The sequence below is a fragment of the Pseudomonas sp. LBUM1676 genome (assembly GCF_059695605.1).
Map to the genome: position 1 here is coordinate 3,712,814 of NZ_CP166777.1, position 18,178 is coordinate 3,730,991.

Genomic DNA, 18,178 nt, shown 5'->3' on the forward strand with positions numbered 1-18,178 from the left:
CTGGGGCCGGCCTCGGCAAAATGGGCGGGTCTCGTCCATTCTTCGCGGAGTAATACCATGGCGGCCTCCATACTAAACGTCAGAGATCTGCATTTCTATCTGTTCGAGTTGTTCGATGCGCAAGCCCTGACCGCCCGCCCGCGCTATGCCGAGCACAGCAAGGAAACTTATCTGGCGGCGATCGAAACCGGGCGCAAGATCGCGCAACGCTACTTCCTGCCAATCCGGCAGAAGGTGGATGTGCAACAGCCTACGTTCGACGGCAAGCAGGTGCACATGCTTCCCGAGATCAAGCCTGCAATCGATGCTGTTATCCAATCCGGGCTCGCTTGCCCGGAAGCCGATTATGAATGGGGAGGCATGCAATTGCCGGCCATTGTCGCAAGTGTGGCCACTTCTTTCCTGTCAGCTGCTGGCAGCACCACACTGGGTTACACCAGTCTGACCAATGCCAACTGCAATCTTATCGAGGCTCACGGCACGCCCGAACAGATCGCCAAGTGGGTCGTGCCGATGCGTCAGGGCCGGTTCGCCGGAACCATGGCCATGACCGAGCCGTCGGCGGGCTCGGGGTTGGCAGACCTGGCGACCAGCGCGACCAGGACTGAAGAGGGTCGTTACCTGATTACTGGCAACAAGATCTTCATTTCTGGCGGTGATCACAACCTTAGCGAAAATATTGTTCACCTCGTCCTGGCAAGGATCAAAGGCGCGCCCAAGGGCATCAAGGGCGTATCCCTGTTCATTGTTCCCAAGTATCTGGTCGATGAAACAGGTGCGGTCGGCAGCCGCAATGATGTGAGCCTGGCTGGCTTGTTCCACAAGATGGGTGGGCGCGGGCAAACCTCCTGTGCGATCAACTTCGGTGAACAGGGCGGCTCGATCGGCTACCTGGTAGGTGAGGAGAATCAGGGTATTCGCTACATGTTCCACATGATGAATGAGGCACGCATCATGGTCGGAACCTGCGCCGCGCTCACCGCGTTAAGCGGTTATCAGTACTCCCTCGACTACGCGAAGGAGCGGCGACAGGGGCGTTTACCTTCGTCCAGGGATCCGCTCTCTGCGCCCGTGCGGATCATTGAGCATGCGGATGTGCGACGCATGCTGTTGGCACAGAAGGCCTATGCCGAAGGTGCCTACAGCCTGTGTCTGTTCGGTGCACAACTGGCTGACGACGTGCGCACTGCTCCTGACGAGGCCAAGCGCAGAAGCGCAAAGGTACTACTGGATTTCCTGACGCCGATCATCAAGTCCTGGCCATCCGAATACGGCCCGCGCGCCAATAGCCTGGCGATTCAGGTGTTGGGTGGGCATGGCTATACCAATGAGCATCCGGTCGAGATGTACTACCGCGACAACCGCCTCAACTCGATCCATGAGGGCACCTATGGCGTGCAGTCGCTTGACCTGCTCGCACGCAAGGTGCCCGCCGACAATATGGCCGGATACACGAACTGTATCAGCAGGATGCGTGACGACATTGAGACGGCCACCCAGCACCCGGCATTGCAGGAGCCTGCGGCTGCGCTTCTGGCCGCCATTCAAGTGCTCGAGGAAACCACCGGTGCTGTTCTTGGCGGCATGCAGAAACTGCACATCGACTTGGCGCTGGCCAATTCGGTCAAGTACCTGGAGCTGTTTGGCAACGTGGTCGTGGCCTGGATGTGGCTCAAGCAAGGCATAGCCGCGAGCGCTGGCCTGGCCAGGGACCCGCATGAGAATGACCGGAACTTCTACCTGGGCAAATTGCAAGCCCTCAAATACTTCTACGCCTACGAACTGCCAGAGATACAGGTCTGGAAACAGATTCTGTGCGACTTCGAAGATGCCTTCTACATGGCCCGAGAAGAGTGGTTTTGATGGCTGCGGCGTACCTGGTTTGTCCGTTGAATAACCGTATCAATCGCAGAGGTTTCATATGAGTCAGCAAAGTATCGATTTCACTGGGCGTGTCGCCATCGTCACCGGAGCCGGAAACGGACTCGGACGCTCCCATGCGCTGGCATTGGCCAGGCGCGGTGCCAAGGTGGTGGTGAATGATCTGGGAGGCGCCCGTGACGGCGCGGGTAACTCGTTGCAGGCTGCAGACGAGGTGGTTGCGCAAATCCAGGCCATGGGCGGCGAAGCCATTGCCAACGGCGCCAACGTTGCCAACTTTTCTGAAGTCGAGGCGATGGTCGCGCAGGTCATGGAGCGTTGGGGGCGGGTCGATATTCTGCTCAACAACGCCGGAATACTTCGCGATAAAAGCTTCTCCAGGATGGACCTGGCCGACTTCAGGCTGGTGATGGACGTGCACCTGATGGGCTCGGTCAACTGCACCAAGGCCGTCTGGGAAATCATGCGGGCGCAGAACTATGGGCGAATTGTCATGACCACCTCCTCTTCCGGTCTCTACGGCAATTTCGGTCAGTCGAATTACGGTGCGGCCAAGATGGCGGTTGTAGGGCTCATGAATACCCTGGCGCTGGAGGGCCAGAAACACGATATCCGGGTCAATGCGCTGGCCCCCACTGCCGCCACCCGCATGACCGAAGATCTATTGGACAAGACGGTATTTGAACTCTTGACCCCTGAGTCGGTTACCGCAGGCGCGCTACTGCTGTGCCACGAGGGTGCACCGCAGCGCACGATCCTCTGTGCCGGTGCAGGTGGCTATGCCACTACGCGGATTTTCGAGACCAATGGCGTGTTCCTCCCACCTGCCTTGCAGACCCCTGAGAGTGTGCTGGCGACCTGGGACGCTATCTGTGACACCACAGATCAATGCGCCCTGGAGGCGGGCTTCAAGCAGACAGAGAAGTTCCTGTCCAAGGCTGCCGCCAGCTTCGGCAATCAATGAGATCGCATGCCTGAGCGGCGCATCCAATTCAATTTCTGCGCTTGTCCGGTTGACGGACGGGCGCGTTTTTCTCGGAGGCAGTATGCAGGATCTATTCAGTTTGCAAGGTCGGGTGGCGCTGGTCACCGGTGGGGCGCGAGGGATTGGCGCGATGATCGCGCGGGCGTACCTGCAATGCGGGGTCAAGGTGTACATTTCATCGCGAAATCAGGATGAGCTGGCGAATTTTACCAACGCTGTTGCAAGCCTTGGCGAGTGCGTTGCGATCCGTGCTGACCTCTCCAGCCTGGAGGGCATCGAGTTTTTGGTCGATGAGATTGGCAAGCGTGAGTCCGGCCTGGACATCCTGGTTAACAATGCCGGCGCTACCTGGGGCGCGGAGTTTTCCGTGTATCCAGAGGCGGGTTGGGACAAGGTTGTGGATCTGAATCTGAAGTCACCGTTCTTTTTGACGCAGCGTCTGCTCGGGTTGCTCAAAACTGCGGCTAAAGCAGAGACTCCGTCCCGGGTGATCAATATTGCCTCGGTCAACGGCCTGGTAAATCCCGGAGTCGATAATTATGCGTACTCCGCCAGCAAGGCCGGCCTGATTCACCTGACCCGGCATCTTGCGGTTGATCTGGCTCCCGCAAATATCAATGTCAACGCAATCGCGCCCGGCTTTTTTCACACGAAAATGACGGCTTACGCGGTTGAGCAAGATGCAGGTTCCATCATGGCCATGGTCCCGAGGGGGCGTCTTGGCAATCAGGACGATATGGCTGGCGCTGCCATCTTCCTGGCATCCAGGGCCTCTTCCTGGATCACCGGACATACGCTGGCGCTGGACGGTGGTCTGGTCGCAGCCGCCGGTTGATCAAATAGATTTCAGCGATACTCATGAGACTCTGTGACAAGCCGCAATAGAAAGGCCCCTCCGCTGACAGCGGAGGGCTCACGGATAACAGCGTCAGCTTTGGCGGGTTGCCTTACTTTGGATCAACACCCAGTGTTCCTATGAAGTCGACCACGGCTTGCCGTTCTTTGTTATTGATCTGGGTAGCAATGGCTTGCATCCACTTGCCCTGGATATCGGAATACTCATCTGCCCCCCGCCAACCCTGAGCGTAATTGTTCAGCTGCTGATCGATATACCAGCTGTCAAGGATTCGCAAATCAGGTGCCTGCAGGTGTGCATAACCTTGGGCAAATTGGCCGTGGCAAGCCGCACAGGTATCCTGATAGCGTGCTGCGCCAACCTTGGCAGTGGCACTGTCAGACTGTGGCGCCTTGGCCAGTTGCAGACCGGCGTAGTGCGCGGCCAGACTGGCAAGCTGCTCTTCACTGAGGCTCAGGGTAATCGCACGCATGCTCTGCCCCGCCTGATCCTGTTGAGCGTAGCCGCGCCGGCCGGCTTTGAAATTCAGCAGCTGACGAGCCAGATATTGTGCGTTCTGCCCCGCCAGGCGCGGTGCGCCCAACGCCTGATTACCCTGGCCTTCTGCGCCGTGGCACACCGCACAGGTTGCACTCAGTGCTGCAGTGGGCGCCTCCGTCGCCTGGGTGGCGAGCGGAGCCAGAAACAGTAAGGCCAGGCTGGTCATCTTATTCATCTGCGAATGCTCCACTGTGCTGCTGTTGCTCACGCTGAACGATCTGTTCAAGCAGATGCGCTTGAATGACTGATGGGCTGGCCAGGGGATACTGACGCAAGGTGCCTACTTCAGCAGCGGTATAGGGTTGAAAATCCGCCGGTATCTGTGCCGCACTGAAGCTGCCGAGCATCCAGTTCAGCAAGCGTGCCAGATCAGAATCGGGCAGCGCCGTCTGGGCGGTGCCCGGCACCTGCACCAGATACTCGCGACCGCCCGGCACACTGAGAAAGCTGCCCATCCGATTACGCAAATCTGGCACCTGTCGTGCGGGAAAGCCGCTGCCATCTGGTAAATGGCAACCCTGACAATTGAGCATGTAATCGACCTGAGCCGGCTCGGTCGCCCAACTGCAGTTGCTGGACAGGAGAAGCCCCAGAGCAACTGCGCGAATCATTGTTCCTTCACTCCTATCACGACCGACAGCGAGCAGTGATAAGGCACATTCGCCTGGCTGCCGGTACACCAATTGAGATCGTTCGAGCTCTGCGGCCGATAGATCGGCGTGTCGCCCTGATCTCGCTGGCAGATGCAGCGCCCACAATTACTTTTGCCACAACAGTCGTTGTAGGAAATGACGTAGTCCTTGCCGTCCGCGGGGTTTCGGCAGGTGCCGATCCAGGTGATGTCTGACTTCACGGTGCCAGGCGGACAACTGCTAGCCGTGCCACCGCAACATCCACAAAGAAAACCGTCGATCGCACAATGTCTCCAGTAGTCGCAGCTATTGGGATTGCCTTCTTCAGCAATGCCCGTGGAGGCAAAGGCACTGTTGCGATAAACCGGCAGCAGCGTAAAGGCGCCCGCACCGATCAACAGAGTGCCCAGGCCGCCGAGAAAACCTCGACGCGACGTGCTGCGAGCGGTCTGTCGGGTGAGTTTTTCGGTCACTTGATCAAGCCAATTGTTTTCCATCGTCATTGCCCTCGATGCATGTGCCTGGCAACTCAGCCATGTGCCGCATGAAATTGTTGAACCGTGGCGTAGCCGAGGCTTTTTGCCTCGAACAGGCTGTCCAGATGTTCGCGGGTATTGATCAGGCCGTGTGCGGTCACCTTGCCCGAGGCATCAATCAACACCCCATAGGGCAGCTTGGCGATCTGGTAAGCCATGCCAACCTCGGGAGAGAGCAAATACGGAAACTCATTCAGCCCTTCACGCCGAATGAAGGACAACTGTTCGGCTTCGTCACCATCACTGGCCAGGATCACGCGTAGCCAGGCTCGCTCCTTTGCCTGGGCCGACCTGAGCACCGGCAGCAAGGTCTTGCACACCGGGCACGTCGGCGAAAGGAAGAACAGCAGTGTGGAGAGTCCGCCAGCATCGACGCCAGCCAGACTCAATGCACCGCCGGTCAGGCTCGGCAGATTGAAGACTGGCGCCTCATCCCCGACCTTGATCACCTTGCCCAGCGACAGCGCCCCTACCGGGCGGATGCGTTCGTGCAGCAGACCAATTTGCCGGGTCAGGGCCAGCACCGTCACCAACAAACCGATGATGGCCAACCAGGAAAGGCTAATGGCAACAACCAGTGCTTCAATCATAGAGAGAGTTCTCGGGCAGAGTTTTGGTTGGCAATCAGGGTATTGGCCAGAAGGTAGAAGGCGCTGCCGGTAAGCACCACGCAGCCAATCACCAGCCAATCGTAGAAAACCAGGATGCGGCCGCTCGGCGGCAGCAGCAGATTCAGGGTGAGGAGCATGAGAATCAGGTTGCGCCATACCAATGGCCAACTGACTGCCTGGCGGCGGGCGCCTGCCTGGCAACCGCAGTCGGCAATGCGCCGGCCCTGCAACAGGCTCAGCGCCATTGCAAGCGCATAGGTCAGCAACAACGCCGCCGCGAGCCACACAATGAAGGGCTGCCGGAAAGCCAACAACCCGCCGGCGGTGACTATCTCAAGCCAAGGCAACAGCAAGGCGACAGAACGAACCAACCCTTGCGCAAGCACGTCATAGCTCTGCAACACCGCCGTGAACCCAAGCGTGTCGCGTAATTTGTGCCAGCCTGCAACCCCCAGCAGCAGGGCCATGCCGACACTTATGGCGGTCAACCAGACCGGTTCGCCGAGCAGGCCGATCACCATGGCAGCACCATGTTCAGATATCCATAAGGCAGCCCGGTGATGGTGCGCAGGTGCGCACCGCTCTCGACATCGTAAAGATTGATGTCCTGCTGCAGACGACGCAGCACACCATCCTGGCCCTCGGTTAAATAAATCCAGGCACTGGCCAGCCAGGGCATCTGCAGCACCCAGTCCACGCTGTAAAGACGTGGCTGGACGCCGGGACTGACGCCGATAGAGATGCTCTGCTCAGCCAGTTTGATGGTTAGGATTTTTTTGCCCTGGTTCGCATCGAAGACCCAGACTTCGGTGCCCGGCTCCTGGAAGGTGTCTGGCCCGCCTTGGTGCATCAACACGAACAATCGGCCGCTCGCTGCATGTACGGCGGTGTGCTGAATGCCGCTCATGCGCCAGTCGTCCTTTCGCTCATCCCCGCTAAGCAACGACCACTGCCGGGACACGCGCAACTGATCCGGGCCCATCTGAATGGCATACACCTGACTTTCGCGAGAAACGAAATACCAGGTGTCACCTATCCGCGAAGCCGAAGTCGACAGCAGGTCCTTGAGCGGATCGAATAACGGTTTGCTGCGCTGCTGGATCAGTACCTGACCTTGTTCTCCCAGGCGCAGGTGAAGAAATCCGCCGTCGCCGCAGATGGCATAGAAGTCACGCTTGCCGGCCGGATAGATCGAGGCGCAGCCGGGTGTCTCCACCTCGCTGACAAAACGATCGGCATCCAGATCGACGATACTGATGGACTGCGCCGGGGTAAAATTGAGCACCAGGAGAAAACGCTCGTCGTCCGACAACACACTCAAACCCGTATTGCCCAGGGCGTTGATGCGCTTGGACGGAATCGGGATTTCCCGTTTGGGCGCGAGGGTCTGTGGGTCATAGACCGTCACCATATCGCTGCGGGTTCCACGGGTGCCGCGGCTGAAATAGGTTTCGACGGAGAACAACTCATTACGTGACTGTGCAGGCAGCAGGCTGTTGAACCAGAAGCCGGTATCAAGCTGGCCCAGCATCTTGCCGCTGTCATCGAACAAAAAGGCTCGACCATCGAGCTGCGTCGGCGCTCGATTGCCCCATACCCAGAACCAATGCTGACCGTCATGGGCTGCCAGGGTTTCGACCCTGGCCTGCTCCACCGGGATATCAGCCAGTGCCAAGGGCAGTTGCAGCGAAGTGCCCAGCATGAAATAGCACGCTAAACGTTTGAACATATCGACATTACCTACCCATAAGCTATTGAAGTTGACTTCGATCGGGGTTTTCTCACTGTGTATGACGGTAGGTCTATGCCATTCCCTTCTTGCGCGCCAGGGCGCGATACACATAGAAAATCTCTGTAAAAATCAACGACCAGGCAAGGGTTTCAATCACCCACTTATTGAAAAACACCGCTGTGTCTTCATTGGGCAGAACCATGAAGTCCTGGATAGCGGCGACAAACAGATTCAGGACGATAAGTACGACCATCAACCAGCCGTGCAAGATCAGTTTGTATTTAAATGCCTGCTGCACGATACAACCGCAGAAGATTAAAAAGAGTACAGCTGCCAACATCGAGGCGACCGGTAATGCCGCCCGCATGAAGTCCAGCGTTTCAAAGCCATAACTGAGAACAAGCGTGACGACAAAAACCAGAACCTCCTTACCTTTGGACAATTCAAAGTTATGCGTCACTTTCATTAATCCGATGGCACCAATAACGGTAACACCAAATAATTTTGAAAACGTATCCAGGTAATGCCAGACATAGGCGGAAAATTCAAAGACACCGGCCTTATCTAAAATCACGTTGGTTGCAGACACGGCCAGAAAGAACCACTCGTAGCCCAACATATCGTTTTTCAACTTGAGAAAGCGGTATCCGTAATAAAACCCGACCCACACCAGGGACGAAACAGCCGTGTAAATCATCATATCTCTGCTAGACATTGCCGCTGTCCTTTTTGTTTTTTCGGGGAGTACTTTGATTACCCACAGCCACTGCAGCCTATGGGCTGGCTTAAGCAGCGCCAGCGCAGGTCATTGGCCTCATCGGCCAACGGGAATAACCTGATGGCCGTAGTGTCAGATCAACGCCCAGCCAGGTGTTACCCAATATCCGCATTGAGTAAATTGCGTTTATTGGCTAACGCTGGCACTGCCAATCGCTTAGGCTGCGCGAGACCGATCGTCAGTGCACTTTCAGCACGATGGGCGATTACAGGAGTAGTGGTGATACGCGCCGCATGGGATAAAGGCGCCTAGTGCTCGGCGGAGTAACCGCCAGGAATCATATGTTGTCCAAGGAGATTGCCAGTGAATACCAGCGGCGGCCTTTACTCCCCTACTCCATTGATCGCGACTGATCCCGTCGTCGTCAGCGTTGCAGAACTGCATGACGTTGATGACTATGGCGCGACCCTGCCTGGCTGGTCCAGTGAGGTCCAGCAGTTGAGCAACGGCTTCTTTGCCGGGCGCTGCAGCCTGGTGAGCTTTGCCGGCATGCAACTGTTTCGCGAAGTCACCTCCCAGCGCATGCGCGTTAAGTTCACCACCAAAGCTAATTCGCGCTCCATTGCCCTGCCGCTGTCGTTGTCCCAACCTGCCCTGTTCAGTGGCACCGAAGTCAATCACCGGGAAATCGTCTGCTTTGCCGAGGATGAAACCTTTACCTATTACACAGCACATTCAAGCGATTTGCTGACCCTGAGCTTCGATACTGACGTCTTCACTGCCTATGCCGATCAAATCAAAGATGCCGATGTCGCTCGCAGCCTTGATAAAACGGCCTTTCTAAAAGTCATGCCAGATCAGGCTGCTCAGCTGCAAACATTCCTGCAAACCGTGCTGACCGTTTTGCTGAACAATCATGGCGCCTTGCAGCACCAGCATGCACAGGACTCGCTGACCGAATCGATTTACACACAGGTGCTCAAGCTGCTCGGCAACGGCGACAAACTGTGCGCATTCGCCATGCCCAAACATCGCTATGCCCTGGTTGCGCGAGCGCGTGAATATCTGTTTCACGATCCCCAAGGTGAGAGCTTCACCATTGCCAGGCTTTGCCACTACCTGGGAGTTGGCTCACGCACGCTGGAATATGCATTCCAGGACGTCCTGGGCATGACCGCAGTGGCTTACTTACGCGCATTGCGACTCAACTATGTGCGGCAGGACATCAAGTCTGGCGGCCCACAGAGTTCCGTGCTGGATATTGCTGCGCGCTGGGGTTTTTGGCATCCGTCGCATTTCAGCGCAGATTACAAGCGCCTGTTCGGCGATCTGCCATCCGAGACGCGCCGACGTTATGCCAGTTAACGTGATGTTGCTCCTGACTAACCAGCCCGCTATTCCAGTGTACCAACCTTTCGCCCAGTAATGCCCCTTTCGTATACATAGCTATTTATCAAATGAAGATGAGCGCTGGAGCACTCACTGGCCGGCGCTAATTCTGCACGCGCGCAACACGTGTCGCCGAAGCATCGGCTAAGTGCGCCCGACAATAATTCAAACATCGTAAACACTGCGATTTTTGGCTAACGCCTGCGCCACAACCACACAAATAATCGAACCAACGCGTTGCAATGCGCATTGAGACTTGATGCACCACTACAACTTGCGCGGGCGTCAGTGGTCATTCCATCGTTACCGGCAAGGCTGAATATTTAATCAATCATCAGGACTTATTGACTGTGAACAAAACAAGCAGAGTGCTCATTCTGGGTGCCACGGGAAATATTGGTGGACTGACCGCTCAAGCGCTGGCGGTAAAATACCCATCTATAAACTTACGTCTGACCAGCAGCCGCGACGCCGGCTGCGATTTACTGCGTGCCCTGCATCCACAGGCTGAAGTACTTAAGGCCGACTGGTACGACCCCGGTAGTCTGCCCGCCGCTTTTACCGACGTAGACAAGGTGTTTATTGTCTCGCCGGATTTTTACACCGACGAAAATATTGTCACCCCCAACCTGATTAACGCCATTCAGGAAGCCGGCTGTGTTGCCCAGGTACTGCGCTTGATCTCCCTCCCGCCAGGGCTGACGGCTGATCAATTGGAGCCGGACATTCTGGCCACCCGATGTGGGGCCAACCTCTCGGTTGTCGCGAAGCCACTGTTTGATGCCAGTGGCTTACCCATGACCTACCTCAATGTTGCCAGTTGGCTGATGTTCAATGTGCCCTGGTTCCTGGCTGCCGAGATTAAACAACACCGACGCCTGGCCATGCCGCAGGCCACCCATGCATCACGCCTGTGGTTGTCTGAGTGCGACGTTGCCGCAGCAGCCGCCAGGATCCTAGCAAGCGATGCCGCTCTCCATGTGGGTCACGAGTATCTGCTTACCGGCACTGAGCGCATCGACTTTACCCAGCTCGCCGAGCTACTGGGCGAAGTGATCGGTGAGCCGGTCACGATGGTGGACGATGACCAGCCCCTGCGCACCGCCACCGGAGAGGCCTTCGATTTGCTCATGACCTACTTCCGGCATGAAACCCGCGATTACCTCGACATTCCTGTCACCGACAGCTTTGCGCAGTTGACCGGTCGACCTCCCATGGCCTTGCGCGACTATCTGATAGCCAATCGAACCCTGTTTATCTGATTCACTGGCGCCGCTGGAAAGCTGTGCGAACGCCGCCCAGCCCTGCGCTCCGACCTCTAACAATAATAGGAGACACCTCGTGAATAGCATGTTCAAACGGACTTTGCTGTTTAGCGCCCTGCTTGCATGCTGGGGCCTGAGCACGGCACAGGCGGCCACTTCAGCTGAACTGGAGCAACTCGGCAAAAAACTCACCCCCTTCGGTGCGGAGCGGGCTGGCACCGTGGATGGCAGCATCCCGGCCTGGGAGGGAGGCCTGGCCCGTGCCCCGGCTGGCTGGGAGCCCGGCCATGGTGACCCCTATGGGGCTGACAAGGTGCTTTTCAGCGTCAATGCACAGAATCTCGCTCAACATCAGGCAAAGTTGCCCGCCGGACAGATTGAACTGATCAAGGCCTATCCCGGCTACCGCGTGGACGTTTATCCGACCCATCGCAGTTGCACCTTCCCGGACGCCGTGGCGCAGCGCACCAAACAATTCGCCGCACAGAGCAAGGTTGGCGCTGACGGTTGGCAGTTGGAAGCCGCGGCCGGCGAAGCGATTCCGTTTCCGCTACCGGCCAGCGGTGTCGAGGCGATGTGGAACTACAAATTGCGCTACATCGCCAAGGGTCGGCAATTCGATGCCGCGTTTCTGATGCGGGACAAAGGGGGGACGCTGACACAAGTCGAGCAAAAATCCTACGAGTTCTACCCCTATAACGACCCGGCCGTAAAAGCCCCGGCAGAGACCGGCAATATCGAAGCCAAGCTGATGTATGACCTGCTTTCACCCTCGTCCCGGGCGGGCGAGATGTACCTGGTGCATGCACAATTGGATAAGCCGCAGGATGCCTGGATCTACTTCCCTGGCCAACGCCGCGTGCGGCGTGCCCCCTCCTTTGCCTACGACAACCCGATTGCTGGCTCCGACAGCCTCTACTACGTTGACCAGATCAATATGTACACCGGTGCGCTCGATCGCTACGACTACAAGCTGGTCGGCAAAAAGGAAATGATTGTTGCGTACAACTCTTACAAATTGGTCGATAAGTCGAACCGCTATGAGCAGTTGATCGGTCAGGACTACCTCAATCGTGACGTGCAGCGTTACGAGCAGCACCGGGTCTGGGTGGTGGAGGCAACGGTGAAAGCTGACAAGCGTCACTCCCTGGCCAAGCGGGTGTTCTACTTCGACGAGGACAGCTGGGCATTGCTGCATGTCGATATGTTCGACGCCAAGGGCAATCTCTGGCGTGCCCAGGAAGGCAGCGTCTGGGCCAATCCACAGATCCAGGCATGCACCTCCATCGAGTACGTCAGCTATGACCTGATCGCCCGTCGCTACATCGCCGACGGCTTTACCCAGGAAGGCAAGGTGCTCGACCTGACCGCAGGCCTCGAAGGCCGGGTCAACGACAAGATGTTCAACTCCGACGAACTGCGTCGCCGCGGCGAACGTTAAGTCCGACCTGAGGAAAAGCTCATGCATAACAAAAATAAAGGCGCGGCCCTTGCCGCGCCGGGCTTCCCGCGTGTCAAAAACAACCTGACCCTGCTGATGATGGCGGCCTGCGGCCTGGTCTGGAGCGCACCGGGCCACGCGTTTCGCTTCGGCTCGGACGCGGGGATATCCGGCAGCCTGGATTCGAGTCTGTCCTATGGCTTCGCTCAGCGCCTGGAGCCGCAGGACTGCCATATCCTCGGCGGCGACAGCGGTGGCTGTAACAACGGCACCCAGACTCAGACCGGGCGCTTCTACAATCTGAGCAAAGGGAATGGCTACGCCAACGCCGATATCAGCTACAGCAATGCTGACGATGGCAACCTCAACTACAACAAGCACGATGTCTTCTCGCACGTGATCAAGGGCAACCATGAGTTGAGCCTGAAACTCGGTGAGGGTTGGAGCGCACTCGGCCGGGTCGCCTGGGCGAAAGACTTCAAGATGGATGACACCCGAAACACCGAACTGGATGACGACGCCAAGCGGGAAGCCACCGAGCGCCTGGAGTTGCTCGACCTCTGGGTGGCGAAGAGTTTCGACCTGGGTGAGATGCCAGCCAAGGTCAAGGTCGGCAACCAGGTGATCAGCTGGGGCGAGGAAATCTTCGTGACCGGTGGCATCAACCAGATCAACGCCATCAACCTTCCGAACTACCACACCCCCGGCACCCAATTGAAGGAGGTGTTTATCCCGGCACCTATGGCTTCGTTCAACCTCGGGCTGAGCGAGACCCTCAGCGTTGAGGCCTACTACCAGTTCAAGTGGAACGCCTATGGCATCGACCCGGTGGGCACCTACTACTCGGGGAGCGATGTGGTGGGTGAAGGCAATCTGCCGATCTACCTCTCGACCAGCTTCGTCAACAATGTCTTCAGCCCCTTGCTCGGCCTGACTTGCGCCGACCTGACGCCCACGGGACGCTGCGGCGCGCCAGGCATCAGCGGCCTGAGCGACGAGCAGATGTTCGCCACGGGGCTGGCGATTCCCTACGCCGGCAGGCATGAAGCGAAAAACAGTGGGCAGTACGGCATCGCCCTGCGCTGGACCGCGGAGGAGATCGAGACCGAGTTCGGCGTGTTCTACCAGCGTTACCATGACAAGTTGCCCTTCGTCGGCTACACGGCCACCCGCTCCCCCGATACCCTGCTGGTCGACAACTACTTCATCAACTATGGCGAAGACAAGAATCTGTTCGGCCTGTCGATGAACACCATGGTCGGACCGGTAGCGGTCGGCGCGGAGCTGTCCTACCGGCCCAACGACAGCGTCAGCATTGATCCCCTGGTGCCCTTTGGCGTGGCCTTCACCGGCCGGTTCAATGAATTCAGCGTGTACGACAACGGCGTCAGCAAGGGCTATGTCGAAGAGAAGAAATGGCAGGCACATGTGAATGCCGTCTACAGCTTCTCGGCCAGCGACCCGCTGGGTTTCATTCCCGGGAGCCTGGGCGCCTCCGACGGCTTCCTGCTGACCGAGGCGGTCGTCACCCACTACCCGGATCTGGACACCTCGGGCGAGACGCCATACCTGCTTCCGGACTACTCACTGCCGGACAAAACCTCCTGGGGCTACGTCGCCGAGATGGGCATCAACTACCCGAATGCGTACGGTAGCGGTATCACCCTCACGCCGCAGCTGGACTTCTACCACGACGTCAACGGCACCACGCCGAACGCGCTGCCGTTCGTCGAGGGCCGCAAGTCGCTGACCAGCTCCGTGCTGTTCAACTACCGCGACCGTTGGAAGGGTGGCCTGCAGTGGGTGCAGTACTGGGGCGGCGGCGACAACAACCTGATGACTGACCGCGATTTCATCAGCGGCAACATTTCCTACTCGTTCTGACCGCCGGCGTAAGGTGGGCCAGTCCCGCCCTGCTCCGTTCGCTTGGTAATTTCAGGAAGGCGTAACCATGCTGACTTCCCTGGTGCTCGGCCTCGAGCGCTTCTTCTTCCGTAATCGTCTTGCCACCCTCGGCGTGCTGGCCCTGGTGACCCTGGTGATGGGCGGCTTCGCCGCGCAGCTGCGCATGTCTGCCGGCTTTGACAAGCAGCTGCCGCAGCAGCACGAGTTCATCAAGACCTTCAACCAGTACCGCGACGTGCTGTTCGGCGCCAATCGCATCATCGTGGTGCTGCACGCCAAGAACGGCGATATCTGGAACAAGGAGGCGCTGACCAAGCTCAACGACCTGACCCAGAGCCTGTTCTTCATGCCCGGCATCGACCGCCGCACGGTGACCTCGCTGTGGACCCCTAACACCCGCGCGGTACAGATTACCGAAGAGGGCATGAAGGCCGAGGATGTGGTGGGGGGCGACGTCACCGTTGCCACTCTGAGCGACCAGGCCATAGTCGGCATTCGTGAGCGCACCCTAGTCGGCGGCTTCGTCGGTAGCCTGGTGGCCAACGACTACTCCGGGGCCATGGTGCTGGCCGAGCTGGCCGATCCTGACCCACAGACCGGCCAACGCCTGAACTACCTGGAGTTCAGCCAGCGCCTGGAGGACGAAGTGCGGGCCAAGTACGGCGACGACCAGTACGAGGTGCAGATCATCGGTTTCGCCAAGCAGATGGGCGACATCGGCGCTGGCGCCACGTCGGTGATGGGTTTCTTCGCCCTGGCGTTCCTGCTCACCGTGCTGGCGGTCTATTGGTACACCCGCTCCTGGGCGTTGACCTTCCTGCCGCTGTGCTGTTCGCTGGTGTCGGTGGTCTGGCAATTCGGCACCATCAAGCTGCTCGGCTTCGGCCTCGACCCGCTGGCAATCCTGGTGCCTTTCCTGGTGTTCGCCATCGGCGTGTCCCATGGCGTGCAGCAGGTCAACTTCATCTCCAAGGAGGTCTGCGCCGGCGCCGATGGCATGACCGCCGCGCGCCGCAGCTTCTCCGGCTTGCTGATTCCCGGCACGCTGGCGCTGATCACCGCCTTCGTCGGCTTCGCTACGCTGGTGCTGGTGCCAATCCCAATGATTCGCGAACTGGCGATCACCGCCTCGGTTGGGGTGGCCTACAAGATAGTCACCAACCTGATCATGCTGCCGGTGCTGGCCAGCTATTTCCGCTTCGATCGGGCCTATGTGAGACGCGTCGATCGACTTCGCCGCGGGCGTGACGGCGCCATGCTCAAGCTCGGGCGCATCGCCGAGACGCGTAATGCGGCAATCGGGGCGGTGCTGTGTCTGGTGCTGCTGGTCGCCGCCGTGTGGCAGAGCCAGGGTCGGCATGTCGGCCATGTCCTGCCGGGCGCGCCGGAGCTGCATATCGACTCGCGCTATAACAAAGACGTGGAAAGCGTGGTCAGCCATTTTGGTCTCGGCCTGGATCTCTTCACAGTCGCGGTGGAAACGCCGCAGAACAGCTGCTATCAGCACGAGGTGATGGCCTACATCGACCGGCTGACCTGGTACCTGGCCAATGTGCCGGGTGTTCTCTCGGCGCAGTCGTTGCCTGTACTGACCAAGCTCTCGGCCTCCGGAGTCAACGAGGGCAATCCGAAATGGGTGGCGCTACCGGCGGATGAGCTGTCACTCGGTGAAGCGGTGCGCCAGGTACCCGAGGGGCTGCGGCTGTACAACGCAGACTGCAGCTTGCTGCCGGTCAACCTGTATCTGGCCGACCACAAGGCCAGCACCCTGAAAACCGTGGTGGAGGCCGTTCAGCAATACCGCGCCGAGCACCCAATGGTGGGGGTAAACGTGCGCCTCGCCAGTGGCAATGCCGGGGTGCAGGCGGCCACCAACGAGATCGTCGAAAGCTCCGAGCTGCCGATGATGCTCTACGTCTACCTGACCATCGTGCTGCTGGTCTTTCTGGTTTACCGCGACTGGCGAGCGATGGTCGCCTGCTGCCTGCCGCTGACCTTGGCCACCTTTCTCGGTTACTGCTTCATGAAGGCGCTGGATATTGGCCTGACTGTCGCCACTTTGCCGGTGATGGTGCTCGCGGTCGGCATCGGCGTGGATTACGCCTTCTACATCTATAACCGTCTGCAGCTGCACCTGGCCGAGGGGCTGGACATCGCCAGCGCCTTCAAGCTGGCGCTGCGCGAGGTCGGCGTGGCGACCATCTTCACGGCCATCACCCTGTCCATCGGTGTGGCCACCTGGTCGTTCTCGGCGCTGAAGTTCCAGGCTGACATGGGGCTACTGCTGACCTTCATGTTCATGGTCAACATGCTGATGGCGATTACCCTGTTACCGGCCATCGCAGTGATGCTGGATGTGCTGATTCCGCGTCGGGGGCCGGTTTGCGCGCCTCTGGTTGCGCACTGATTGGAGGACACGAAATGCCCAAGAGAGACTTCACTCCCGTGCGTTTGCTGCTGGTTTGCGCCTTGCTGGCAGGCGCCAACATGGTCCTCTACAGCCGTGCCGCTGAACGGACTCCCGCCATGCGCCAAACCCAAGCACAACACGCCCCGCTGGTGGCGGTGAGCCAGGCCGGCGAGCGCCTGGTCGCGGTGGGCGATTATGGTGTCGTGGCGCTCTCCGAGGGGGGGCAGGACTGGCGGCAAGCCAGGGTGGTTCCTGTCGATACGCTGCTGACCGCGGTTAGTTTCGCCGACGCGCAAAATGGTTGGGCGGTCGGTCATGGCGGCGTGCTGTTGCACACCAGCGATGCTGGCGAGAACTGGACTCTGCAGCAGCGCCTGGAAGACAAACCCGTACTGCTTTCCGCCTGGTTCGAGAACACCCGCCACGGCATAGTCACCGGTGCCTATGGCTACGCCAGCGAGACCCAGGATGGTGGTCAGAGCTGGCAACGCCTGAGCCTGGGTGCGAACGATGATGACTATCACCTCAATCACATCTTCTCCGCACCGGATGGCAGCCTGTTCATCGCCGCGGAGGGCGGCAACGCGTACCGCTCGCGCGACAACGGTGTGACATGGGAGGCGTTGGATACCGGCGTCAGTGGCTCGTTATGGAGCGGCATCACATTGCGCGACGGCCGCGTGCTACTGGCTGGCATGAGCGGGCGGGTGCTGCTCAGCGAAGACCGCGGCGATTCCTGGCGCGAGTTGGACAGCGGCAGCCAGGAGGCGATCACCGCCGTGATCCAGTTGGCCGATGGCCGCGTGGTGGTGGTTGGTAATGGTGGGCTGGTGAGCGTCGCGGATGCTGACCTAAAGCATTTCAGTAGCGCGATTCGTGAAGACCGCGTGAACCTTTCTGCGCTGCTGGCTGTGGATGACGATCAACTGACATTGTTCAGTCCACAGGGTGTGTTGCATCAGCGGCTGTCATCGCGGCAATGAGTTGCTCAGGCCGACACAGTACCTGTACAGAACGCGGCCATTTGCCTTGCGGTGATCCCATCGGGTTCATCGCAAGGCCTGTCTTAATGAAGCGATTCATTCAAGGCGAAATGAATCGCCTCTAGTTTCGTAGACACCGTTGAAGGCAGGTTGGACTACCCCCTGAACGGTAGACACCTCCAGGCCTTGAACTGAAGCCACTGGACGGTGCCCTGAGCAACCAGCGTTAGGCGAGTGATCGTGCCGTTGCGCAAATCACAGGCGCTGTCTCACGCCTTCATCTACACCGCTGTG

At 58.7% G+C, this 18,178-nt stretch carries 16 protein-coding genes; 9 read left to right on the forward strand and 7 right to left on the reverse strand.

What is annotated here, in order from left to right; translation table 11 throughout:
* Positions 1-57 precede the first annotated feature (57 nt).
* From ACA041_RS17185 to ACA041_RS17195, 3 genes are all read left to right on the forward strand, one after another.
* On the forward strand, positions 58-1,863 hold the full coding sequence (locus tag ACA041_RS17185; protein WP_497434383.1) for an acyl-CoA dehydrogenase: 1,806 nt from the start codon (positions 58-60) through the stop codon (positions 1,861-1,863).
* Between the two features lie 58 nt (positions 1,864-1,921).
* Positions 1,922-2,845, forward strand: coding sequence for an SDR family NAD(P)-dependent oxidoreductase (locus ACA041_RS17190; RefSeq protein ID WP_414860844.1), 924 nt, complete (start codon positions 1,922-1,924; stop codon positions 2,843-2,845).
* 82 nt (positions 2,846-2,927) lie between these two features.
* Positions 2,928-3,701, forward strand: coding sequence for an SDR family oxidoreductase (locus ACA041_RS17195; RefSeq protein ID WP_159996657.1), 774 nt, complete (start codon positions 2,928-2,930; stop codon positions 3,699-3,701).
* Between the two features lie 112 nt (positions 3,702-3,813).
* Here the strand turns inward: ACA041_RS17195 and ACA041_RS17200 are convergent, their stop codons facing one another.
* The 7 genes from ACA041_RS17200 to ACA041_RS17230 form a co-directional block, all read right to left on the reverse strand.
* Entirely contained in the window at positions 3,814-4,437 is a 624-nt protein-coding gene (locus ACA041_RS17200) for a c-type cytochrome (protein ID WP_497434387.1), read from the reverse strand.
* A complete protein-coding gene (locus tag ACA041_RS17205) occupies positions 4,430-4,873 on the reverse strand; it encodes a c-type cytochrome (protein ID WP_497434390.1) in 444 nt (147 codons plus the stop codon). Before ACA041_RS17205 ends, ACA041_RS17200 begins: the two co-directional genes overlap by 8 nt.
* Positions 4,870-5,397 (reverse strand): methylamine dehydrogenase light chain, encoded by a 528-nt coding sequence (locus ACA041_RS17210; RefSeq protein WP_489089796.1) that lies wholly within the window; start codon positions 5,395-5,397, stop codon positions 4,870-4,872. The genes ACA041_RS17205 and ACA041_RS17210 overlap by 4 nt, the downstream gene beginning before the upstream one ends.
* A 26-nt stretch (positions 5,398-5,423) precedes the next feature.
* On the reverse strand, positions 5,424-6,020 hold the full coding sequence (gene mauD / locus ACA041_RS17215; RefSeq protein WP_497434396.1) for a methylamine dehydrogenase accessory protein MauD: 597 nt from the start codon (positions 6,018-6,020) through the stop codon (positions 5,424-5,426).
* The gene (locus ACA041_RS17220) at positions 6,017-6,562 is read right to left on the reverse strand and encodes a MauE/DoxX family redox-associated membrane protein (RefSeq protein WP_497434402.1); all 546 of its coding nucleotides are present in this window, start codon (positions 6,560-6,562) and stop codon (positions 6,017-6,019) included. The genes mauD and ACA041_RS17220 overlap by 4 nt, the downstream gene beginning before the upstream one ends.
* Complete coding sequence (locus ACA041_RS17225; protein WP_497434407.1) at positions 6,556-7,770, reverse strand: amine dehydrogenase large subunit; 1,215 nt, start codon at positions 7,768-7,770, stop codon at positions 6,556-6,558. Before ACA041_RS17225 ends, ACA041_RS17220 begins: the two co-directional genes overlap by 7 nt.
* 73 nt (positions 7,771-7,843) lie before the next feature.
* A complete protein-coding gene (locus tag ACA041_RS17230; RefSeq protein ID WP_497434411.1) occupies positions 7,844-8,488 on the reverse strand; it encodes a hypothetical protein in 645 nt (214 codons plus the stop codon).
* Positions 8,489-8,854: 366 nt separating this feature from the next.
* Here ACA041_RS17230 and ACA041_RS17235 point away from each other — a divergent pair, with 366 nt between their 5' ends.
* From ACA041_RS17235 to ACA041_RS17260, 6 genes are all read left to right on the forward strand, one after another.
* Complete coding sequence (locus ACA041_RS17235; protein ID WP_497434413.1) at positions 8,855-9,856, forward strand: helix-turn-helix domain-containing protein; 1,002 nt, start codon at positions 8,855-8,857, stop codon at positions 9,854-9,856.
* Positions 9,857-10,230: 374 nt separating this feature from the next.
* Positions 10,231-11,142 carry an NmrA family NAD(P)-binding protein gene (locus ACA041_RS17240; protein ID WP_248687327.1) on the forward strand — a complete coding sequence of 304 codons (912 nt, stop codon included), beginning with the start codon at positions 10,231-10,233 and terminating at the stop codon, positions 11,140-11,142.
* 88 nt (positions 11,143-11,230) lie between these two features.
* Positions 11,231-12,586 carry a DUF1329 domain-containing protein gene (locus ACA041_RS17245; protein WP_497442098.1) on the forward strand — a complete coding sequence of 452 codons (1,356 nt, stop codon included), beginning with the start codon at positions 11,231-11,233 and terminating at the stop codon, positions 12,584-12,586.
* 21 nt (positions 12,587-12,607) lie between these two features.
* Positions 12,608-14,470, forward strand: a complete 1,863-nt coding sequence (locus tag ACA041_RS17250) for a DUF1302 domain-containing protein (protein WP_497434417.1) — start codon at positions 12,608-12,610, stop codon at positions 14,468-14,470.
* A 67-nt stretch (positions 14,471-14,537) separates the two neighbouring features.
* Positions 14,538-16,898, forward strand: a complete 2,361-nt coding sequence (locus ACA041_RS17255; protein WP_497434422.1) for an efflux RND transporter permease subunit — start codon at positions 14,538-14,540, stop codon at positions 16,896-16,898.
* A gap of 14 nt (positions 16,899-16,912) precedes the next feature.
* Positions 16,913-17,884, forward strand: coding sequence for a WD40/YVTN/BNR-like repeat-containing protein (locus ACA041_RS17260; protein ID WP_497434427.1), 972 nt, complete (start codon positions 16,913-16,915; stop codon positions 17,882-17,884).
* Positions 17,885-18,178 lie beyond the last annotated feature (294 nt).